The 20,887-nt window shown below is 64.5% G+C and carries 17 protein-coding genes and 1 pseudogene; 8 read left to right on the top strand and 10 right to left on the bottom strand.

All coding sequences use genetic code 11. The features are described 5' to 3' along the window. Window positions 1-10: 10 nt before the first annotated feature. Genes G9463_RS15580 through G9463_RS15570 form a run of 3 tightly spaced genes read right to left on the bottom strand, consistent with a single transcriptional unit; the run spans window position 11 to window position 3,297 of the window. Complete coding sequence (locus tag G9463_RS15580) at window positions 11-610, bottom strand: dolichol kinase (RefSeq protein WP_165897212.1); 600 nt, start codon at window positions 608-610, stop codon at window positions 11-13. Continuing rightward, a complete protein-coding gene (gene glyS, locus G9463_RS15575) occupies window positions 611-2,455 on the bottom strand; it encodes a glycine--tRNA ligase (protein ID WP_165897211.1) in 1,845 nt (614 codons plus the stop codon). Next, on the bottom strand, window positions 2,452-3,297 hold the full coding sequence (locus G9463_RS15570) for a CBS domain-containing protein (RefSeq protein ID WP_004959928.1): 846 nt from the start codon (window positions 3,295-3,297) through the stop codon (window positions 2,452-2,454). Before G9463_RS15570 ends, glyS begins: the two co-directional genes overlap by 4 nt. A gap of 373 nt (window positions 3,298-3,670) precedes the next feature. Between G9463_RS15570 and G9463_RS15565 the strand changes: the two genes are divergently transcribed. Beyond that, on the top strand, window positions 3,671-3,838 hold the full coding sequence (locus G9463_RS15565) for a hypothetical protein (RefSeq protein WP_165897210.1): 168 nt from the start codon (window positions 3,671-3,673) through the stop codon (window positions 3,836-3,838). A 145-nt stretch (window positions 3,839-3,983) separates the two neighbouring features. Further along, window positions 3,984-5,570 carry a phosphoglycerate dehydrogenase gene (serA, locus tag G9463_RS15560; protein WP_165897209.1) on the top strand — a complete coding sequence of 529 codons (1,587 nt, stop codon included), beginning with the start codon at window positions 3,984-3,986 and terminating at the stop codon, window positions 5,568-5,570. Window positions 5,571-5,602: 32 nt separating this feature from the next. Here serA and G9463_RS15555 read toward each other — a convergent pair whose 3' ends face one another. The 7 genes from G9463_RS15555 to G9463_RS15525 all read right to left on the bottom strand — a co-directional run bounded on the left by G9463_RS15555 (window position 5,603) and on the right by G9463_RS15525 (window position 14,683). Further along, window positions 5,603-5,818 (bottom strand): hypothetical protein, encoded by a 216-nt coding sequence (locus tag G9463_RS15555; protein WP_004959918.1) that lies wholly within the window; start codon window positions 5,816-5,818, stop codon window positions 5,603-5,605. A gap of 57 nt (window positions 5,819-5,875) precedes the next feature. Beyond that, window positions 5,876-6,922 carry a PAS domain-containing sensor histidine kinase gene (locus G9463_RS15550; RefSeq protein ID WP_165897208.1) on the bottom strand — a complete coding sequence of 349 codons (1,047 nt, stop codon included), beginning with the start codon at window positions 6,920-6,922 and terminating at the stop codon, window positions 5,876-5,878. After that, complete coding sequence (locus G9463_RS15545; RefSeq protein ID WP_165897207.1) at window positions 6,915-8,981, bottom strand: PAS domain-containing sensor histidine kinase; 2,067 nt, start codon at window positions 8,979-8,981, stop codon at window positions 6,915-6,917. The genes G9463_RS15550 and G9463_RS15545 overlap by 8 nt, the downstream gene beginning before the upstream one ends. Before the next feature lie 168 nt (window positions 8,982-9,149). After that, on the bottom strand, window positions 9,150-13,337 hold the full coding sequence (locus G9463_RS15540; RefSeq protein WP_165897206.1) for a DNA-directed DNA polymerase II large subunit: 4,188 nt from the start codon (window positions 13,335-13,337) through the stop codon (window positions 9,150-9,152). A 1-nt stretch (window position 13,338) separates the two neighbouring features. Then, window positions 13,339-13,761, bottom strand: a complete 423-nt coding sequence (locus tag G9463_RS15535) for a PPC domain-containing DNA-binding protein (RefSeq protein WP_004959905.1) — start codon at window positions 13,759-13,761, stop codon at window positions 13,339-13,341. 189 nt (window positions 13,762-13,950) lie between these two features. Next, a complete protein-coding gene (locus tag G9463_RS15530) occupies window positions 13,951-14,454 on the bottom strand; it encodes a 2'-5' RNA ligase family protein (RefSeq protein ID WP_165897205.1) in 504 nt (167 codons plus the stop codon). A gap of 40 nt (window positions 14,455-14,494) precedes the next feature. Then, a complete protein-coding gene (locus G9463_RS15525) occupies window positions 14,495-14,683 on the bottom strand; it encodes a hypothetical protein (protein ID WP_007189558.1) in 189 nt (62 codons plus the stop codon). A 158-nt stretch (window positions 14,684-14,841) separates the two neighbouring features. Here G9463_RS15525 and G9463_RS15520 point away from each other — a divergent pair, with 158 nt between their 5' ends. From G9463_RS15520 to G9463_RS15495, 6 genes and pseudogenes are all read left to right on the top strand, one after another. Beyond that, the gene (locus G9463_RS15520; RefSeq protein ID WP_165897204.1) at window positions 14,842-15,936 is read left to right on the top strand and encodes a hypothetical protein; all 1,095 of its coding nucleotides are present in this window, start codon (window positions 14,842-14,844) and stop codon (window positions 15,934-15,936) included. A gap of 137 nt (window positions 15,937-16,073) precedes the next feature. Further along, the gene (locus G9463_RS15515) at window positions 16,074-16,859 is read left to right on the top strand and encodes a hypothetical protein (protein ID WP_193569649.1); all 786 of its coding nucleotides are present in this window, start codon (window positions 16,074-16,076) and stop codon (window positions 16,857-16,859) included. A 400-nt stretch (window positions 16,860-17,259) separates the two neighbouring features. Continuing rightward, complete coding sequence (locus tag G9463_RS15510) at window positions 17,260-18,522, top strand: argininosuccinate synthase (RefSeq protein ID WP_146417678.1); 1,263 nt, start codon at window positions 17,260-17,262, stop codon at window positions 18,520-18,522. Between the two features lie 4 nt (window positions 18,523-18,526). After that, window positions 18,527-20,026, top strand: coding sequence for an argininosuccinate lyase (argH, locus tag G9463_RS15505; protein ID WP_165897203.1), 1,500 nt, complete (start codon window positions 18,527-18,529; stop codon window positions 20,024-20,026). Between the two features lie 165 nt (window positions 20,027-20,191). Beyond that, window positions 20,192-20,356, top strand: coding sequence for a lysine biosynthesis protein LysW (gene lysW / locus G9463_RS15500; protein WP_004959888.1), 165 nt, complete (start codon window positions 20,192-20,194; stop codon window positions 20,354-20,356). A gap of 84 nt (window positions 20,357-20,440) precedes the next feature. Further along, window positions 20,441-20,887: pseudogene (locus G9463_RS15495) on the top strand (lysine biosynthesis protein LysX); the annotation flags it as partial.

Below are 20,887 nucleotides of genomic sequence, written 5' to 3'. Positions count from 1 at the left end.
ACGAACGGGCTCAGAGCCCGATTCCGGGCAGGTACTGGACGCCGACCCACATCGCCAGTGCGCCAAGCACCGGAATCGAGAAGTTGTCGTCGACGACGTAGCCGGCGATGCGGGGCTTGACGCCGTCGGCGAACGTCGCCGCGACGCCACCAAGGATGGCGGCGGCGGGGGGAACGAACGGCGCGGCGAGCAGCGTGCAGACGCCGAACATCACCAGCAGGACCCAGGCCTGTTTGACGTTGCTGGCATCGCTGGAACCCAGCAGCCCGCTGATGGGGTCGCCGACGGCAAGCATCAGCATCGCCGGGACGGCAATCGTCTCGGTCATACCCGGGAGTTCGACGGCGAAGGCGACGATGGCTATCCCGACGATGTACAGCGCGTAGCCGGCGGGGTTGTCCTGCTCGTACTCGCGGGTGAGTCGGTCGTACACGACCCAGTCCAGTCCGGTCGTCAGCCGCACCGCCTCGAGCACACACACGACGACCAGCGCCACAGTCAGGAATCCCTGGACGACGCGCCACGTAATCAGGTCCGGCCGGAGCAGATGCGCAAGCGGGACCGTCGCACCGGTGACGTGGACGAGCCGCCGGGAGACCTCGTCGGCCATCTACAGGTCGTCGAAGGTGCGGTCGCCGGTGCTGAGCTGTTCAAGCGTCTCCGCCAGCCCGTCGATGGGGAGCCGTTTCTGCTCGGTCGTGTCGCGCTCGCGTACTGTGACTGTTCCCGCTCGCGGCTCATCGCCGTCTTCTCGCGGGCTCTGCCCGCTCGAACGGTTCGCGGAACGAGGTTCCGCGCTGCTCGCGCTGTCCGAGGCGCGTTGCGCCTCGCTATCGTCCTCCAGGCTCTCGTAGTCCACCGTCACGCAGTAGGGCGTCCCGACCTCGTCCTGCCGGCGGTAGCGCCGGCCGATGGCCCCGGAGTCGTCGTAGGTGACCGAGAGGCCGGCGGCCCGGAGGTCGTCGGCGATATCGGTCGCGAGGTCGGCCATTCCGTCCTTGTCCATCAGCGGGAAGACGCCGACCGTCGTCGGGGCCTGCTCCGGCGGGAGGTCGAGGTAGGTGCGCTCCTCGCCGTCGACCTCGTCGGTCTCGTAGGAATGTGCGAGGACGGTGTAGATGATGCGGCCCACGCCGAAAGAGGGTTCGACAACGTGTGGGCGGATGTGTTCGCCGTTCTCGGTGACCTCGTCGACGCTGAAGTTCGTCTTGTCAACGGGGACAGTGTGGGACTCGCCGTCAACCTCGACGGTAACCTCGTCGTCGTCGAAAGCGTCCGGATTCCGCTCGGCCAGTGCTTCGAGCGCGTCGGCGACCGCGCCGGCCGACCCGCCGAGCTCCGGCCCGAGGTAGCTCATGTCGGGGTCGACGGTGGCGCGGTCGACGGTAATCGGCTCGTCGTACTGCTTGAATACCGTGTAGTCCTCGCCGGAATGTTTGGCGTGTTTCGAGAGGTCGTAGTCGCCCCGATAGGCGAACCCGGTGATCTCGATCCAGTCGCCATCAACCTCGCTCTCGGCGTCCCAGCAGTCTGAGGCGTAGTGGGCGCGTTCGCCCGCGAGGTGCTGGCGGTACCGGAAGCGGTCCATGTCGACGCCGATGCGCTCGTACCACTCTTTGGAGACGCCGAGGTAGTAGGCGACCCACTCGCTCTCGACGATATCCTCGTCGACGGCCTCGCGGACCGTGAGTTCGCGCTGGCCGCCGTCATCGGTCTGTTGTTCGGCGGCGGCGTACAGTGGGAGCACCACGTCCTCGACCTCGGCCAGCGGCGGTTCGTCTTCCTCGGGGTCGACGAAGTGCTCCAGTTCGGCCTGTGTGAACTCCCGGACGCGGACGAGCGATTTTCGCGGGGAAATCTCGTTGCGGTAGGCCTTCCCGATCTGTGCGACGCCGAAGGGAAGCTGATTCCGGGCGTACTCGGAGAGTTGCGGAAACTCGACGAAGATGCCCTGTGCAGTCTCCGGGCGGAGATAGCCCGGCGACGACGACCCTGGCCCGATGTTGGTCTCGAACATCAGGTTGAAGTTGTCAACCGGCTGGTCGGCCAGGGACGTGTGACAGGAGGGACATTCGATCCCGTGCTCGGCGATGAGGTCCATCACTTCCTCGTTGGGGAGCGATTCGGCCTCTTCGATGTCCGTATTATCCTCAACGAGGTGGTCCGCGCGGTGGGTCGCGCCGCACTCGCCACACTCGACGATCATATCGTCGAACCCATCGAGATGGCCCGACGCTTCGAAGACAGGCTCGGGCATCACGTCGGGGGCGGAGATTTCCTGATGACCTTCCTTAACGACGTAGCGGTCGCGCCAGGCGTCTTCGATGTTCGACTTCAGCGCAGCGCCCTGTGGCCCGTAGGTCCAGAAGCCCGCTGCGCCGCCGTAGGCACTCGAAGAGGGGAAGTAGAAGCCGCGACGCTTGGCCAGCTCGGTGAGGCGTTCGCCTTCGCTCATAGGCCTCGCAGCAGGTCGATATCCCGTACGATGCCGGTGAGTTCGTCACCAGACAGCAGCGGGATCTGCTCGATATCGTGTTCGATCATCAGCTGTGCCGCCTCCTCAGCGGTGCGGCGCTTGTTCACCGTCACGACATCGGCGGTCATGAACTCGTGGACGGGTTCAGCCGGGAGTTCGACGTTACGAGTGGGCATGTACCGTCCGCCAACGGCTTTGATGCCTTCCCAGGCCCAGTCGTCGTCCTGATTGGCGATGGAGTCGCCGGTGTCGTCCTCACCCTCGACGACGCGGGCGACCGCGATGATGTCGACCTCGGTGAGCATCCCCGACATGTCGCCATCGTCGCCGAGGACGACGCCGTATGGGACGTTCGCGTGGGAGAGCTCCCGTTCGGCGACGGTCAGTGGCGTCCCCTCGTACACGCAGTTGATGTCGCGGTTGGCGAGTTCGTCGACGACCTTGTCGCCGTCGACGTTGCCGTTGGCGATGGACCGAATCACGTCGGTCACTGTGATGATACCCTTGAGCTCGCCGTCGACGATGGGGAGGCGACGCTCGCCGTCCTCGACCATCACCTGTGCGGCAGCCTCGATAGATGTGTCCCCACTGATCGCCGGGACTTCCTCGACAAGCAGGGCCAGCTGGTCCTCGTCGGGGCTCTCGATGAGTGCATCGCGTGAAATAATCCCTCTGAACTCCTCGCCGTCGTCGGTCTCCTTGATAACCGGGACCGACGAGAAAGCCTGCTCTTGGAGGTACTCCAGTGCGTCATCACGGGTCCCAGGGATGGTGACCGTGACGACCTCCGAGCGTGGCGTCATAGCGTCTGCGACGTTCATACTGCCAGAACTTCCTTCCCGCATCTACTAAGTCCTTAACATCCGTCCGTTTTCGGCATCCGGGTAGCACGCCGGGCGGCCATCGGCTATCGCCGACGACCGCGCAGACGCCATCTCGGAAACCCAGGGACTGCACCGCCCCGAAAACAACTACGTCTTCTGTCATATTGAAATTCCGAATCTGGGTATGAATAGAACTGCGGAGACAGACTCTAATGGTTGAGATGTAAGGCCCTGTCCGTATTGGGCCACGAACCATCTCGTCCCAGTACTGACAGGATACGAACTATTGTCAGACAGTTGGCTCTGGATCATACTCCTGCCCTCTATGGGTTTCGCTAAGTTTTTATATGGTTGTTACATATTATCATGCATGGAGTCGGATACTGTCGCTCCGGTTGAGATAGTCGCGGACGGAGACATCATGGCGTCCGTCGAAGAGGGTCCAACGGACCAGTTTATCCTCGCTGACGTGACCCGAGACGACGCCTATCTCACAACCCCGCTCGCAGACGCTGCCTCGCTCCCGGCCTGGCGATAGGTGTTGTCTGTCGGTTCGTTTTTTCAGTGGCTCTGCCCGAGACAGTACTGCGTTAGCGGCGTTGCTGCTCCCCACCGAGTCCCCGTACGCATTTGCGCGGACGGAGAAAACAAGCGTTATGCCGCCCCAGTAAGTTCGATTCGGTATGAAGGTACTCGTTACGGACCCTATCGCTGACGCCGGTCTCACGCGACTCCGTGAGGCGGGCCACGATGTCGAAACAGCCTACGAGGTCGAGGGCGACGCACTCCTCGATGCGGTGGCCGACGCGAACGCGCTCATCGTCCGCTCGGGCACCGAAGTCACTGAAGAAGTGTTTGCGGCCGCGCCCGACCTCATCATCGTCGGCCGAGCCGGCATCGGCGTGGACAACATCGACATCGACGCCGCCACCGACCACGGCGTCATCGTTGCTAACGCCCCCGAAGGCAACGTCCGTGCCGCTGCAGAACACTCTGTCGCAATGGCGTTTGCCACTGCCCGGTCCATCCCACAGGCCCACGACCGCCTGAAAAGCGGCGAATGGGCCAAAGGCGAGTTCCTCGGCACGGAAGTCAACAACAAGACGCTCGGCGTCGTCGGCTTCGGCCGCGTCGGCCAGCAGGTCGCCAAACGGCTGGGTGGCCTCGGCATGGATATCGTCACGTTCGACCCCTACATCAGTCAAGAGCGCGCCGACCAGTTCGGCGCGGAACTGGTCGATGATCTTGAGGACTGCCTCGCCAAGTCCGACTTCATCACGATCCACACGCCACTGACCCCCGAGACCGAGAACATGATCGGCGAGGACGAACTCGCCCTGCTCGACGGCGGCTACGTCGTCAACTGTGCCCGCGGCGGCATCATCGACGAGCCGGCCCTTGCCGAAGCCGTTGAGGACGGCGTTCTGAAAGGCGCTGCACTGGACGTGTTCGGCGAGGAACCGCTGCCAGACAACAGCCCACTCCTCGATGTCGATGACATCATTGTCACGCCCCATCTGGGCGCGTCGACGGAGGCCGCACAGGAGAACGTCGCCACCTCCACGGCCGACCAGATTATCGCTGCGGCCAACGGCCAGCCCGTTGCCAACGCTCTGAACGCGCCGTCGCTGGACGAGGCGACGTTCAAACAGGTCGGACCGTACCTCGACCTCGCCGACACTGCCGGTCGCATCGCGGTCCAGCTGTTCGGCGGCCACATGTCCGAAGTGCAGGTCACCTACGCCGGCGACATCGCCGAGGAAGACGTAGAGTACGTCACCGCCAGCGCGCTGAAGGGTGTGTTCGCGCCCTCGGACCTGCAAGTCAACGCCGTCAACGCCCCGCAGATAGCCAAGGACCGTGGCATCGACGTGACTGAGTCCAAAACCCGAACCTCCGAAGACTACCAGAGCCTCATCACCGTCACCGTCTCCGACGGCGAGGAATCCGTCTCCGTCTGTGGGACCCAGTTCGGCGGCGAGGAGCCCCGCATCGTCCGTATCGACGACCACCGCATCGAGGCCGTCCCCCACGGACACATGCTGGTCGTCCGCAACCGCGACGAGCCCGGCACTATCGGATTCATCGGGACCGTGCTGGGCGAGGCTGACATCAACATCGCCGGGATGTTCAACGGCCGCGAGACCATCGGCGGGGAGGCCCTGTCTGTCTACAACCTCGATGAACAGCCGCCACAGGACATCATCGAGCGACTCAACGACGATAGCCGCATCATCGAAACGACCTACGTCGAACTCGGCGACGAGTAACACAGCGGAATTTTCTGACAGCCAGTTCCGGGTTATTCCCCGTGGAGAAGGCGCTCGTACCGGTCGACGACGGCCTGCCGATGTTCGCGTTCCTGTTCGAGCGCGGTTTCCAGCGTGGCCACCTGTGAGCGCAACAGCGCGATCTGTATCTGATAGATCGTACTGGGTGTCTGTCGGGGCGACGGTAACGGGGTCCCCGACCGGTCCCCGGAGTCGAACGACGGCGCTGAATCGCGGGACGAGGCCATACCCGAGACAGGAGCGCCACGGGCAAAAACACCCGTCGGACGGCTGTCACGCGCTCGTCAGTCGCCCTGAGAGGTCCGGCGTCGGTCGTTGTCGCCGACACCGAACTCCGCAGCGAGCGGAATCTGGAGCGTGAGCGTCGTTCGCCCGTCGTGCCTGTCGTAGGCGAGTTCTCCGCCGTGACAGTCCAGTATCCACTTCGTCAGCCACAGCCCCAGTCCGGTGCTGTGTCTGAGCTGCGTTATCGGCCTGTCGCCGAACAACACCGCCCGCTCGTGTTCGGGCAATCCCGGGCCGTTGTCGCTGACTTCGACCACCGCCACCGTCCGCTCGCACCGCACCGTGACTGACAGCTCCGGCTCTCCGTCGGTGTGTTTGATTCCGTTTTCCACGAGCTGTGTCAGCGCTATTTCAAGCCGGTCGTCGACGGCGACGGTCACCGTCTCGGAGTCCTCGACAGCGAGGTCAACTGTCGCGGCGTCGTACCGGTCGAGGACTGACCGCACGCTCTCGACGAGGTCGGTCCGTGACGCCGTCGTCGCGGCCGCGCCCATCACGTACTCTATCTTCCCGGCCATCTCGCTCAGTTCGGCCAGTTCGCTTGCCGCCGTCGCCATCAGGGATGCCTGCGCCCCGAGGTCGCCCGACAGCTCCGCCGCCAGCGTCTCTGTCCCGTCGAGCAGCGGCACGAGCTTGTTCCTGAGGTTGTGCCGTAGCACACGGTGGAGCACCTGATGGTGTTGCTCTCGCCGTTGTCTCTCGGTCAGGTCAGTGTATATCGTCAGCGCTCGGTTCGCTGTCGTCGGAACGACTTGACAGGACAACTGCCGGGGGCCCTCGACTGTCTGTCCCGTGACGGTGCCCTGCTGTGGGTGGGGGTCGCCTGGCGCTCCGTCGGACGCTTTCCAGCCGTCCCGTTCGATTCCCAGGACGTGCTCGGTCAGTGGTTCCCCGCGTATCTGCTCGCTGTCGACACCGAACAGTTCGACGAACGCCGGATTTACCGCCCGGATTATCAGCTTGTCGTCGATGAACTTGACCTCGGCGACAGCATCGTCGGTGTGCTCGAACAGCGCCCTGAAGCGCGTGGCATCCGGCTCACTCATCCCTGTACTGGGTGGCGGCGACGAACTCAAAGCGGGCACCGCCGGTCCCGCTTTCGGTTACGGACACGTCCCAGTCGTGTGCGCTCGCGATTTCCTCGACGATTGTCAGGCCGAGCCCCGTCCCGTCGGCACTCGTCGTGTAGCCGTTGTCGAAGATGCTGTTTCGCTCCTCCTCCGGGATGCCGACCCCGTCGTCGGCGACGTAAAACCCGCTGTCGAGTGGTCCGACCCGGATGGTCGACGCCTGCCCGTGTGTGACGGCGTTGCGAAACAGGTTTTCGAAGAGGTGTTTGAGGCGGGCGTCGTCCCCGGAAACAACGAGGCTGTCCGCCTCGACGACCAGTTCCGTGTCACAGGAACTCACGTGGGTCCAACAGGAACGCGCGACCGCACCGAGGTCGACCGGTGACGGGTCTTCGACGCGGTTCCCCTGCCGTGTCAGCGTCAACACGCCCTCGATAACTTCTTCCATCCGCTCGTGGGCCTGCCGCAGCCGGTCGACCCCGGCAATGCTGTCGTCGAGCTGGCTCAGCGTCCCCTTGGCGACCTGTAGCGGGTTCCGAAGGTCGTGTGAAACGGTGCTTGCGAACTGTTCGAGCCGGTCGTTCTCCCGCTGTAGCTCCCGCTCTTTTTGCAGGCGTTGCAGGGCGACTTCCGCGTTGCTCGCAATAATCTGGACGAGGTTCAGGTCGGTCTCATCGAACGCATCCGGGTCCGTCTGTCCCACGCTGATGATGCCGTACTCGCTGATTGGGACGTACAGCCACGAGACGACCGGCTCAAGCGCTGTGCCGCCGTCGTGGTCACGGATATCCGTGTAGACGCTTGCCTGCTGTTCCTCGAAGGCTTCGCCGGGGAACCCCTCGCCGACGTCGTATGTCGGCCGCTCCGCTAGCAACTCCTCGGCCTTGTCGTTGACGTGCACAGGCTGGAGTTGCCCGTCCCGATGGACGCGGATCACGTTGATGCGGAACTCAAGAATCGATTCGATAGCTGCGCCGACTTCGGCGGCAACCGTCGACGGGCTGTCAGCGCCGAGCAGGTCCCGTGTCGCCTCGTGTAGCGCCTCTATTTTCTCCTCACGCTGCCGCTTTTGGGTGATATCCGTGTTGATAGCGACGTAGCCGCGCGGCTCGCCGCCGCGTGGAAGCGGCGCAATCGTCTGCTCGATGACGTAGCGCTCACCGTCGGGGCGCTCGTTCACCAGTTCACCCCGCCAGACATCGCCAGCATCGATGGTGTCCCACAGGCGCTCGTAGAAGGCGTCGTCGTGTTCACCCGAATTGAGGACCCGCGGCGTGTGGCCGATAACCTCCGATTCGGCGTACCCGGTCAGCTCCTCGAACGCCGGATTGACGTACTCGATAACCCCGTCTCGGTCGGTGAACACGACGGCATGGCCAGCGCTCTCGACTGCCTCCCGGAACTTCCAGGGACTGATATCCACGCTTTCCAGACGGCTCCCGCCGGTCTCTCCGCCGTCGGCCCGCGGTGCCTGCCGCTCGTCAGTAGCGCCCCGTATCAGGTCGAGGTGGGTAGAGAGGATATCGGCGTCAATCCGCTCAATCTCACACAGAACCTCCGGCCTTGCAAGTTCGCGGAGTCGCCGACGTGCGTCGTGGACCGCCCGACTCTGTTCGAGTTCGCTGCCTGACTGGGCCGAATCAAGCACGTGTACTTTTCGCGTCAGTGATATCGCCTCCCGGAGGTCACCGTCCGAGAGCCCCATCGCCCGCTCGACTGCCTGCCCGAGCGCCGCCCCGTCGACCGGTTTCCGAAGGTAATCGGTACACGGGAGCGACAGGAGTTCCGGCGTCGGCTCCGCCCCGGTCACGACGAGCACGCAGTACGACCCACCGATGTCTCGTACCGTCTGTTTCAGTTCTGGAAACGCCATCCCCGGCCGTCCGTGGTCGTAGACGACGACCTCCGACCGAGCAAACGAGGGGGCGATGTCGTCCACTGTCTCGGCCAGTGTGTAGCTGTATGCTGGGTTGAGGCCCCTTTCATACACCTGACGGTCGACTGAATCGTCGATGACCAGCACGTCTCGGTCCATCTCTTGCCTCGCCTTCTATCAGGATTCATCATATATCCCGCTCGGATTGCAAGGAGCTGAGAACGCGGTTCGAATTTAAATGCCACCCCGAACGCGGACGCGCCCGCTGACACACGCCGCCCGATGGGCGGACCCGGTCGGGCGTCCCGAAGGCGGTCCCGGGACGGCTCACATGAAGTCCGCGATACCTGACTGCTTGTTGTGGTCGTTCTCGAACACCGACTCGATTTTCCGTTCCAGTATCTTGAGCCGCTGTTTCGTGTAGTCGCGGGCACCGAACTCGTCGGCGACGCGGATGGCTGTGTCGATGTACTTGTTGACCGACCCCTCGTGGACGGTGAGGTTGACGCGGCCGCCACACTCCCGGCAGTCGCCGGTCAGGGGCGCACGGCGGAACGACTCCCCGCAGTCGAGACACCGGACCTCCTGTCTGGAAAAGGCCCGGAGGTTGCCGATGAGGTCCGGCAGGAAGTGGTACTCGATGATTCGTTCGGCCACATCGCTCTCGACGACGGCCCGCAGCTTCCGGGAAATCTCCAGCTGGGCGTCCATCTTGTCCTCCATCGAGCCGAGCGTCTTGTACGCCGAGAGGTCCGGCCCGGCAGCGATGTTCGCCGTGTCGTGCGTATGCCGGAACTCGGTGTACTCGCGGTCGGTCCCCAGCGTCTCCTCGGCGATTTTCATCACGTCCTCGACCTCGGTCGGGTCTTTCATCTCGCGGGTTGCCTCGTAGAACTCTCGGGGATAGGCGTCCATGATGTCCATGTTGTGGGCCTCGTCGTCGATTTCGCTGGGGTCGATACGCGAGGACATCACCAGCGGGGCGTCCATCTGGCCGCCACGCTGGTTCGGGAGGTACGACTTCGAGAAGTTCAGCAGGCCGTCCATCAGGAGCATCACGCAGTCCTCATCGCCGTCGCACTGGCCGACGTAGGTCCCTTCGACGGCAACCCGGTGCGTGTCGGCGACTGTGAGACAGTAGACGTGGTCGACATCGCTTTCGACGTACTCGACAGCCTCGACGGTGTCTGTCGGGGCTGCGCCGTCGGTAGCCGCCGTCGAGGCCTCGCCGCGTGCCGTCATCGTCGTCGTCTCGCCGCCGTCGTAGGCAGGGAGGTCGTCGCCGGCGGCTAAATCGCTGGCCGGGACCTCCTCGATTCCATCGGGACCGGCCTGGAGCATCGTGTGGTCGGGCGTGACACGGAGCGTCCGGTCGCCGACGGCTACTTCCACGAGGTGGTCCGGCGCGGGGTGTTTCGAGACGGCGTCGACGGGCTGGCGACAGGGACCGTTCTCGCCCAGCGACGACACGGTGAGGTCGCCGTCTAACTCCTGCACGAGCGTTCCAAAGTCGTCCTCTTGGGGGTCGTCCAGTCGACTTTCGACCAGTTCCTCGATGGTGCCGTATTCCCAGTCGTCGTTCTCGTCCTCGTACCACAGCCGGGTGTCCGGATGGAAGCAGTTCCGTCGCTTGGCGGCGTGGAAGTACGGGTGCGCGTAGCCGACGGCGGCGGAGGTGAAGCCGACCACACGGCCGACCGTCGCCGCGCTGGTGTGGGGGGCCATTCCGAACACGAGTTCGCCGACGAGGTCTTCGCGGTCGTCGAACTCGTAGAACCGCTCCAGCCCATAGTACTGTTCCAAGAGGTCGTCGACGAACCGGGCGGTCTGGAGCATGTGCTCGGCCGCGCCGTCCGAGAGGACGATATCCTGGACCTTTAGCTCGACCAGCTGGTCCTCGTGGGTCAGCGGGTCGCCGTGGATGTCCTCTGTGTAGCCCAGTCCCCGGAGTCGCTCGGCAGAGACATCCAGTTCTGAGGCTCGGACCGCCGTCACCGGCAAGTCGGTCATATCGTAGCGGACGGTGCCGTCCTTGAACGCCGAGACGTCGTGTTTTGCCCGGAGGATTCCCTTCTCCATCGGTTCCGGGACCTTCTCCTCGGAGGTGAGTCCCTTGACTGCTTTCAGTTGTTCGAAGGCCGTTTCGCGCTCACCGACGCTCTGCAGGGCGTCCCGATACGCTTCCTGCAGGTCGAGCACTTTGTACTGGGTCGGTGAGGCGAGTGTCTCACAGCGCCCACACTCCGCGCGGCCGGACTCGTCGCGCTCGACCTCGGCTTCACAGTCGGGACAGACGTACACTGGCTCGGTGGTTCCGCCGCATTCGGCACAGTTTGCCTGGTGGGTCTCGGTCCCGCAGTCAGGACAGCGCCGCCGGGCTACTTCGACCTCGACCTGGCCGGGCGTATCGCTCATGTCGTCGGCGTGTTTCGTCGCCTTGGCCACGTCTCGCTGTGCCCCGCCGGCCTCGCCGATGGGGCTGAGCGTGTGGACGGCCGGCGAGAGGTCCCGCCGCTCGGATTTCTCGGGGCGACCCATTCGGTTGCCGATGCGGGTCGGGGCGCGCTCCCGAACCTGAAATGGCGCAACCTCGTTTATCGCCTTGATGGCGTTCTGGCCGTCTTCTCGCTCGGCATCCTCGGCAACGCCGATTGCGTCGAGCGACTCGCTCTCACCGTAGGTTCGCGCGTGCTCGGAGAGGTCTTCTCGCGTCCAGTCCCGCTCTAGCGACCGGGAGAACCCAAGCGTCCGCACCAGCGGCACCCAGTCGGTGACCGTAATCGTCTCCTCGTCCTGCGTATGCTCGATGAGAAGGTGTTCGAGCGTCTGTTGGACGGCATCGCTCCGTGGCAGGACGAGCACGCCGTCGTCGCTGTGCGCATCGCCTGCTGTGCCGTCCATCTCCGGGTCGGCGTACGCACCGTCGGCCTGTGCGACCTGTGCGTCCTCGACGGCGTCGGCGAGCGCACACACCTGTTCGATGCTCACGTCGTGCCAGAGGTAGGTGTATTTCGGGTGCAGCGGGGCGTCGTACTCGGTCGCCCACTCGATGGCTTCCTCGGCGCTCGGGTCGGCGAGGTCGATGTGGGGCGAGTCCTGCATCGCCTGCACGTCCGCACCGGCGGCCGCGAGGTCTTGCTCCCACCACTCGACGGTGTAGGAGGCCGGCGCGAGCGGATGGTTGTTCTCGACGAACTCGCCGTAGTTGACCAGATACTCACCAAGGTCGAGTATCTTCTCGACGCCGTTGCGGACTGCCAGTGCCTCCTCGGCGTCGTCGATGCGGCGCACGTCGCCATTAGCCAGACGTACGGTCGGCCCCTCGATGGTGTCGACCGGCACGACGCCGGCGGCTTTCCCCGGCCGCTCGGTCTTGATCTGAGTCCCCGTCGCGAGGAAGTCGTCGACGAGGTGCATCGTTGCCGGGTGGACGCCGGCGGTCGCAAAGCCGTGGTTGCGTGACCGGCCGTAGCGAAGCCGGAACCCGCCCGATTTCGACGGGTGGGAGAACACCGGGCGGCCGGCGATGAGGTCCCGGAGGTATTTGTCGGCGGGTTCGACCCGCGGCGGTCCCGCCTGCTCGTCAGCCTCGTCCCCGCCGTCGTCGTCCGCGCCGTCGCCACCGTCGTCGCCGTTCGCGTCTTCTGCGCCGTCCCCCTCGTCGGCTTCGTCCTTGCCGATGGTCCCGTCGATGAGGTCCTGCAGCCACGGCCAGTCGACCTCGTCTAGATTCCGGGTGTAGCGCTGTATCTTCGGCGCTTTCAGCGCAATCCCTTCGGCCAGTACCAGACACATCCCGCCACGCGGGGAGTTCGAGTCGACGCGTTCGAGGTCCCGATAGCCCGACACCTCCTCGTCGCCGGTCGCCTCGCCGTCGAGCATGATGGGCATGTGCTCGGCGATGAACTTCGTCTCCTTTTCTTTTGGCGAGTACTGGAGGCCGGTGTCCTTGTCGTAGAGGTCGATCTCTTCGGCGTAGCGGCCGATCTCGTCGTCGCGGGCCTTGTACTGGTCGATGCCAAGCAGTGCGCGGGCGTAGTCGGCGACCAGCACTGAGAGCGCCTGTGCGGTCCCGCCGGCCGAGCGGATCGGGCCAGCGTAGTAGACGTTGATGAACTCCGTGCCGTCGTCGTTTTCCAGCAGTTCCACGCGGTCGATACCCTCGATTGGGGCGGCAACGACACCCTCGGTCAGCAGGGCAACAGCAGTCCGGACCGCACCCTCGACTTTCCCCTCGCGGCTGTCGTAGTCGCCGACAGTCCCCTCGACGAAGTCCTCGACCAGTTCCAGTGCGGCTTCTTCGCGGGACATCTGTCCTTCCAGTTCCCGCACCCGCTCGGCAACGCCGTCGATGCCGAGGATGTTCTCGACCCGGTCGGCCATGTCACGGGCGGTCGGAATCTCGACTTCGGGCTTTGGGTCGCCACCGCGCTCTTTGGCCCGCTCGGCGACGTCGAAGGCGGCTTCGAGCTGGGTTTCGAGCGTTTCGAAGTACTGTTCGTCGGCCTCCCGCATCTTAGATATTCCAGAGGTCCAGGTCGGTCGGCTCGTCGTGCTCCCGCTGGAGTTCCGTATCGAACCCGCGGACGTACAGTTCACCCGCCCAGACGGTGCCGGCGTTCAGATGGCCGGCGACCGCCTCGCCGTCGGGCCGCGAGAGGACGGCGTGTGTATGGGCGAACCGCTCCCCGTCGAGATGCGAGATATTGCCCATACAGGCGGCGACTTCAAGCGGTTCGTCGAAGGTCAGCGAGTCGTACTCGGTCCGGTCTTGGTCGTAGAACATGAGTTCCGCGTCCTGCACTGCCCCAAGCCCGTAAAAAAAGCCGGCGTCGATGCCCTGTTCGTCCGCGAAGGCCTCGATCTGCGCGCGCCAGTCCCCACCGTGCTCCAGTCGGCAGACGAACTCGGACGTACTGTCGACTTCGCGGTAATCCATATCTGTAGTGGATGGTAGGCCGCTCCAAAAGCATTGCTTTCGGTCCAACCGTTTATATCCGAAGCCGAGACCACGGCCGCTGTGACGTAACCATAGCCCGGCGCGAATAGCAGTTGTGCGGCACCACCGCGCCGGAACCGACGCGTGCCGCCTGTTCGCCACTGTGCCGGGACAGACAACTGAGCAGCGCTACGCCGGCAACGACACCCGGCTGACCGGCTGGTTTCGGTCGGCGTCATAAAAAGCGAGTTCGTCGACGGTCCACCGAATCGGTTCGATGTCTCGCTCGACCAGCCGTGCGGCCGCGTCCAAGTCCCCGCCGCGGGCGACGGTCACGTGCGGGACGTACGCGTCGCCTTCCATTACCGGGTCGACCCGCTCGCAGAGCCGCTCGTGCAAGGCGACCAGTCCGGGGCTCTCGACGGCGAGATACACCACCGGCGATGGCCCGGTCACGGCTGTTTCGAACTGCTCGACGCCTGCAATCTTCGCCTCGAACGCCGGTTGGCCGCGAAGCGCCTCCCGACCCTGTGCTTCCAGTCGAGCGTAGGCCGCATGGTCGCCACCGCCCAGCCGCTTGGCGACCAGCGTGTGCTCGCCCCGGCCTCGTCGCTGTGCGAGCGGCAGGTCCGCCGCAAGGTCGGCCGCCAGCGACGTGACTGCTGACGGGAGCGGGACGTTGATGCTGTACACAGTGAGCGGGTCGCTTGCTGTCGGGAAAAAGAGCGCGGTCCTACAGCCGGTCAAGCAGCCACAGGACGATGAGGACGACCAGAACCACGCCGAGTATCGGCTGGAGCGGCCCCAGAAGCCAGCCTAACAGTCCCAGAACCCCACCGATAATTTCGAGCACCAACCAGACGACAATGAGGACGAGGACAATCTTCAGCAGGGTGTCCACGTCGAGTTTCGCTCTGTCCATGCTCGACAGGACTCCCTCACGTGGCAAACCCCTTGTGGCCACAGCGGCCGGCGATTCAGGCTCCGGCAGAGATGCGGCATGTGATGTAAGGCCGCAGCGTATCAGTTCACACAATCGGCAATAAACGATATACCTGCTGAGAAGGTAGCCGCGGTAGGATGGGCCGGAGCGCTGGAACGCTGGTAGTCGTATTCGTCGCAGTAGCACTGCTTGTACCGACAGCGACCGGGGCCGGTTTCGGTAGCCTCGGCCAGCAGTCTGTCGATGCAGACGTGGTCGTGATGACCGCTGACGTGGGACCAGATGGGGCCGCCGACTGGACGGTCGCCTACCGCATCCGGTTAGACGACGACAACGCCACGCAGGCCTTCGAGGACCTGCGAGCGGATATCCAGGCAAACCCTGCAGCGTACACGGACCGCTTCGAGAGCCGGATGCAACGCACTGCCGGGGCCGCGGAGAACGCGACCGGCCGCGAGATGGCTATCGAGAACGTCACTGTGAGCGCGCGCGAAGACACGTTCGGCCAGACGTACGGCGTTATCACCTACCGGTTCCAGTGGACAAACTTCGCCGGCGTCTCCGGTGACCGCCTCGAAATCGGCGACGCGCTCTCGGGGCTGTTTCTGGACAGCGAGACCTCACTGACTGTCCGCTGGCCGGCAGGCTATCAGGCCGACTCCGTCGCACCGCAGGCCGACGAACGGAAGAACGACTCTGTCACCTGGCGGGGCCAACAGACGTTCGGGGAATCGGAGCCACGAGTGGTTGTCACTTCGGGGGACAGCGCTGGCGGTGACAGTGGGTCGAACGGCCTCCTCGTCGGCGGACTCCTCGCGCTGGTCGGCATCGCCGCCGGAGCGTATGCCCTTCGACGGTACGGTGTCCTTGGCGGCGGTGAGTCGGCCGAACCACCGGCGTCGATGGTCGAATCTGACGATTCAAACACGGAGGCCCCCGCCGGCACGGACGCCGACGCTGGCGCACCGCCGGCCGAACTCCTGAGCAACGAGGAGCAGGTCCTGCAACTGCTTGACTCGAACGGCGGGCGGCTCAAACAACAGCAGGTGGCCGGCGAACTCGACTGGACCGACGCCAAGACGAGTCAGGTCATTGGCGGCTTGCGCGACGAGAACAAGGTCGAAACGTTCCGCATCGGCCGGGAGAACGTGGTGACACTGCCGGACACTGACGTGACTGGTGGCAACGGCGGCGAGGGCGACGGAACCGACAGCGACGGCGAAACACAGTAATAAAGACACCGACCGTTCACCGGAACCTGTCAGCTGGTTCGAGCGCAGTATTGCGGTTTTAATCCGGCTTAATCGGCGCTAACCCGGCATCACTGACGCCTATTTATAGGGTCTTGGATGGACAAGTACTGGATAGAATGAGACGAGCCACCCCGGTATTGCTGGCGTTGCTGCTCGTGGTGAGCACGCTCGCCGCAGTGCCCGCCGCAACGATGGCACAGGAAATGGAAGCGGTGACCGAACAGGCCAACGAGAACCCGACGGCCCCCGGCGCACAGCTGGCAGGCGTCGTCAGCGTGCAGGAAGCTGAACTGGACGGCGAGGTCCAGTCACGGACCTTCGGGGTCCGCATCGCACAGGCGAACACTGACGATGCGAAGGCGTCTGTCGTCGCCGAGCAGGTGAACGACTCCGAGTCCCGACTTGACGAACTCCAACAGCGAAAGCAAGCGCTGGAGCAAGCCCGCGAGAACGGCTCGATGAGTGAGGGCGAGTACCGGGCGAAGGCCGCCCAGCTCCACGCGGAGACGAGGAACGTTCAGCGACTGGCTACCGAGACGAACGAAACCGCCAGTCAGCTCCCCACTGAAGTGCTAGAAAAGAAGGGGATCAATGCGACGGCGATCAAGGCCCTCTCACAGCGCGCGAGCGAACTGAGCGGACCGGAAGTCGCCGCTATCGCACAGGGTATCGCCGGCCCGAACGTCGGGCAGCAGGCTCGACCTGAGGTTGCCGGTGACCGCGGCAGTGATGCGGCGAACCGAACCGAAGTGGGTGACCGCTCGGGGGCCGGGCCGGAGCGGACCCCGGCGGGTGAACGGACGGACGTTGCCGACGCTACGCCAGCCAACGAGACGGCCACCAATGGCGAGGAAACCGAGTCGCCGGGAGGCGGGTGCGACACTGTCGATGCTGGCCAATAGCCAGACCGAAGACGAATACACCGTTTAAACCTCATCATACGCCAGTCTGTTGTCGATGCTGGTCGCTATGGGCGACGCGATGACTGCTGATGTCCGGTGTTTGTTGTCTATTCACACGCCACTGTGAACACGGAAACTATTAGTACCCGAGTCACACAGCAGAAAGTACATGACGCGGACCCCTCTCTCCACGATGCTCGCTGCGGACAGCGAGGGGTCCCTCCGTTTCTCCCCACGACGACGACGACCGGGCCGTTTCTAGGCCCACTACTACTTACTCTTCAATTGACAGGTTCGCTTCGTCGCTAGACGCCGTCGTCGTCGGTTCGATGGGATACTCGATCCATTGTTTGATCGAGAAACCGACAGGCACACCACGGAACCAATCCAGAACACATCCATGCCAGAAGGAAACGGAACCGTCGCGCTCGCCTTCTCGGGCGGGCTCGACACGACAGTTTGCGTATCGCTGCTGAAAGAAGAGTACGGCTACGACGAGGTCATCGGCGTTACCGTCGACGTTGGCCAGCCCGACTACGAGTTCGAGGAGGCGGAGGAGACCGCCGAGGCGCTGGGCGTCGAACAGCACGTCGTCGACGCCACCGAGGAGTTCGCAGACCTCTGTATGGAAGCCGTCAAGGCTAACGCTGACTACCAGGGCTACCCGCTCGGGACCGCTCTCGCGCGCCCGGTCATCGCCAAAGCCATTCTCTCAGTCGCCGAAGAGGAGGGCTGCTCGGCCGTCGCACACGGCTGTACCGGCAAGGGCAACGACCAACTCCGCTTCGAGTCTGTCTGGCGCGACTCCGACCTCGATGTCATCGCACCGGTCCGTGAACTCGGACTGACCCGCGAATGGGAAAACGAGTACGCCGCCGAGAAGGGCCTGCCCGTCGAGGGTGGCGACGGCGGTCGCTACTCGATCGACACGAACCTCTGGAGCCGCTCCATCGAGGGCTCCGAACTCGAAGACCCGAGCACTATTCCAGCCGACGACATCTACAAGTGGACGGACAACCCCTCGGACAAGGATGCCGAACTCGTCGAGGTCGAATTTGAAGACGGCGTTCCCGTTGCCGTTGACGGCGAGGAACTCGGCGGGGTCGAACTCATCGAACAACTCAACGAGCAGGCGGGTGCCCACGGTATCGGTCGCACGGACATGATGGAGGACCGCATGCTCGGGCTGAAAGTCCGCGAGAACTACGAGCACCCCGCGGCCACCGTCTTGCTGACGGCCCACGAGGCGCTTGAGGGGCTCGTCCTTACACAAGAAGAACGCCAGTTCAAGGCTCAGGTCGATCAGGAGTGGTCCCAGAAGGCCTATCAGGGCCTCGTCGATGCGCCGCTGACGGGCGCACTCGAAGCGTTCATCGACGACACCAACGAGCGCGTCACTGGCACTGTGACGGTGAAACTCGAAGGCGGCCACTGCCGCCCGGTCTCGCGCGAGTCCGACTACGCCGTCTACAGCGAGTCGGCGGCCTCGTTCAACGAGGAGGATGTCTCCGGCGGTATCACCCAGCAGGACGCGACCGGCGTCGCGAAGTACCACGGCTTCCAGTCCCGCCTCGCGAACAAGATTCTGGACGACGCGAAGAAAGGGGCCGCCGTGACAGACGGCAGCGGCGACCACGCCGCGAACGAGGACACGGAGGAGTAAGCGAATGAGCGACGGCGAGGACCACGAGACGGCAAACGCCGACGACCACGACGAGACGGTCGTCCGCCGTGACCGCTTCGCGGGCGGGCCCGCCCGGTCGTTCCTCTCCTCGCTGTCAGACGACGAGCGCATCTTCGCGGCCGACCTGGCCGTCGACCGCGCCCACGTCGTGATGCTGGCCGAACGGGAGATCATCGACCGCGAGACGGCCGGCGACGTGCTGGCCGCGCTGGCGGACGTGGAGGACGCAGGCCATGACGCGCTACCCGACGGCGAGGACGTACACGAGGCGATAGAGAGCGCCGTCATCGAGCGCGTTGGCCCGGACGGCGGGAAGATGCACACTGCCCGTTCGCGCAACGACGAGGTGGCGGCCTGCATCCGCTACCGCCTGCGTGAGGACATTTTGGACCTCATTGAGACCGTCGTCGGTGCCCGCGAGCAACTCATCGAGGTCGCTCGCGCCGAGGACGGGACGGTGATGCCCGGCTACACGCATCTCCAGCCCGCCCAGCCGACGACGGTCGCTCACTGGGTGCTCTCCTACGAACAGGCGCTCCAGCGCGACACCGGGCGCCTGCTGGATGCCTACGAGCGCGTCAACCAGAACCCCCTCGGGTCGGCCGCCTTCGCGGGGACGCCCTTCGACGTGGACCGCGAGCGCACCGCGGCACTGCTCGGGTTCGACTCGGTGGCGGAGAACTCGATGGATGCCTCGGCGACGCGCGACTTCCTCGTCGAGACGACCAGCGCCGTGGCAACGCTGGCGACGACCCTGTCGGGGCTGGCCGAGGACGTGGTCGTGATGGCGAGCAAGGGTCACGTCGCCCTCGACGACGACTACGCCTCGACGTCGTCGATTATGCCCCAAAAAAAGAACCCCGACACACTGGAACTGGTCCGTGGACGCACGGGTGACGCCGTCGCCGGGCTAAACGGCCTGCTGACTAACCTGAAGGGCCAGCCCCGGGCGTACAACCGCGACCTGCAGCGCGCCGGCCGCCATGCCTGGGACGCCATCGACAGCGTCACCGAGAGCGTGGAAGTCGCCGCCGGCGCGGTTGCGACCGCTGACTGGCCCGCCGAGACGCTCGAAGTGGCGGCCACTGACGGATTTGCGACGGCGACTGGCGTGGCGGACTTGCTGGCGATGGCCGGTGTGCCGTTCCGCACGGCCCACGAGGTCGTTGCCGAGGCCGCCGCCGGTCTGGGGCCCGAGGAAGACGCGCCCGACTACGAGGCGTTGTCGGGGCTGGCCGAGGACGTGCTCGGCGAACCCCTGTCAACTTACGTCGACCGCGACGCGCTGGAGGCCGCACTCGACCCGACGGAAAGTGTCGCGATGCGGGACTCTCGCGGCGGCCCGGCCCCCGACGCTGTTGCCGAGCAGGTGTCGGTAGCAGTGGACGCCCTCGCCGCTGACCGCGAGGTACTGGCTGACCGCCGGCAGGCGGTTTCACAGGCGGCTGACCGCCGCCAGACGGAGGTGGACCGGTATGTCTGAGCGACCACCGTCCCCTCGTGGGACGATTATACCATAATTCTGATATACAACTCAGAGACATGGCGGATATAGGGCTTTGATACCATTAGAGCGCGGTATATCTAATTAAAACATTCTGATATGTTCGAAGGCTTTAAGTGTATCCCTGTCACAGGATGAACTACAATGGCAGAATGCATCGAGTGTGGGGCGGACGTGTCCCTGCACGACAACCTCGAAGTCGGAGAGATCGTTGACTGTGCCACCTGCGGTGCCGAACTGGAAGTCGTTGGCGCCGACCCTGTCGAGCTCGACAGCGCACCCGAGCTCGAAGAGGACTGGGGTGAGTGAGGTGTTCGCGGTGGCGCGGCGCTCGGCGCCGTACGTGACCGTGGCGCTCGACGCTGCGAGCCGCGAACCCACGGAGGACTCAGTATGAAAGTCGGACTCCTCTACTCGCGCATCCGCCGGGACGAGAAGCTGCTCCTGTCGGAACTGCGCGAGCGCGACCACGAGATCGAGAAAATAGACGTTCGCAAACAGCAGTTCAATATCCACGAGGCCCCCGAGGCCTTCGAGGATCTGGACATCGTCGTCGACCGCTGTCTGGCGACCAGTCGTAGCGTGTACGCGACGAAGTTCGCGGAGGCCTACGGCGTGCCGGTCGTCAACGGTCCCGAGGTCGCCGACACCTGTGCGGACAAGGTCAACAACAGCCTCGCGTTAGAGGCCGCGGGCGTGCCGACGCCTAACACCGACGTGGCGTTCACGAAGGACGCCGCGCTGGAATCCATCGAGAAGTTCGGCTACCCCTGCGTCCTCAAACCCGTTGTCGGCTCGTGGGGTCGCCTGATGGCGAAGATCGACTCCCGCTCGGCCGCT

Source organism: Haloarcula sp. JP-Z28, assembly GCF_011440255.1.
Taxonomy (GTDB): domain Archaea; phylum Halobacteriota; class Halobacteria; order Halobacteriales; family Haloarculaceae; genus Haloarcula; species Haloarcula marismortui.
This window is presented reverse-complemented; position numbering and strand designations above follow the sequence as displayed.

Bases quoted from the DNA above. Each gene is read 5' to 3' on its own strand.
- G9463_RS15580 (WP_165897212.1), bottom strand. From the start codon at position 610: ATGGCCGACGAGGTCTCCCGGCGGCTCGTCCACGTCACCGGTGCGACG.
- glyS (WP_165897211.1), bottom strand. From the start codon at position 2,455: ATGAGCGAAGGCGAACGCCTCACCGAGCTGGCCAAGCGTCGCGGCTTC.
- G9463_RS15570 (WP_004959928.1), bottom strand. From the start codon at position 3,297: ATGAACGTCGCAGACGCTATGACGCCACGCTCGGAGGTCGTCACGGTC.
- G9463_RS15565 (WP_165897210.1), top strand. From the start codon at position 3,671: ATGGAGTCGGATACTGTCGCTCCGGTTGAGATAGTCGCGGACGGAGAC.
- serA (WP_165897209.1), top strand. From the start codon at position 3,984: ATGAAGGTACTCGTTACGGACCCTATCGCTGACGCCGGTCTCACGCGA.
- G9463_RS15555 (WP_004959918.1), bottom strand. From the start codon at position 5,818: ATGGCCTCGTCCCGCGATTCAGCGCCGTCGTTCGACTCCGGGGACCGG.
- G9463_RS15550 (WP_165897208.1), bottom strand. From the start codon at position 6,922: ATGAGTGAGCCGGATGCCACGCGCTTCAGGGCGCTGTTCGAGCACACC.
- G9463_RS15545 (WP_165897207.1), bottom strand. From the start codon at position 8,981: ATGGACCGAGACGTGCTGGTCATCGACGATTCAGTCGACCGTCAGGTG.
- G9463_RS15540 (WP_165897206.1), bottom strand. From the start codon at position 13,337: ATGCGGGAGGCCGACGAACAGTACTTCGAAACGCTCGAAACCCAGCTC.
- G9463_RS15535 (WP_004959905.1), bottom strand. From the start codon at position 13,761: ATGGATTACCGCGAAGTCGACAGTACGTCCGAGTTCGTCTGCCGACTG.
- G9463_RS15525 (WP_007189558.1), bottom strand. From the start codon at position 14,683: ATGGACAGAGCGAAACTCGACGTGGACACCCTGCTGAAGATTGTCCTC.
- G9463_RS15520 (WP_165897204.1), top strand. From the start codon at position 14,842: ATGGGCCGGAGCGCTGGAACGCTGGTAGTCGTATTCGTCGCAGTAGCA.
- G9463_RS15515 (WP_193569649.1), top strand. From the start codon at position 16,074: ATGAGACGAGCCACCCCGGTATTGCTGGCGTTGCTGCTCGTGGTGAGC.
- G9463_RS15510 (WP_146417678.1), top strand. From the start codon at position 17,260: ATGCCAGAAGGAAACGGAACCGTCGCGCTCGCCTTCTCGGGCGGGCTC.
- argH (WP_165897203.1), top strand. From the start codon at position 18,527: ATGAGCGACGGCGAGGACCACGAGACGGCAAACGCCGACGACCACGAC.
- lysW (WP_004959888.1), top strand. From the start codon at position 20,192: ATGGCAGAATGCATCGAGTGTGGGGCGGACGTGTCCCTGCACGACAAC.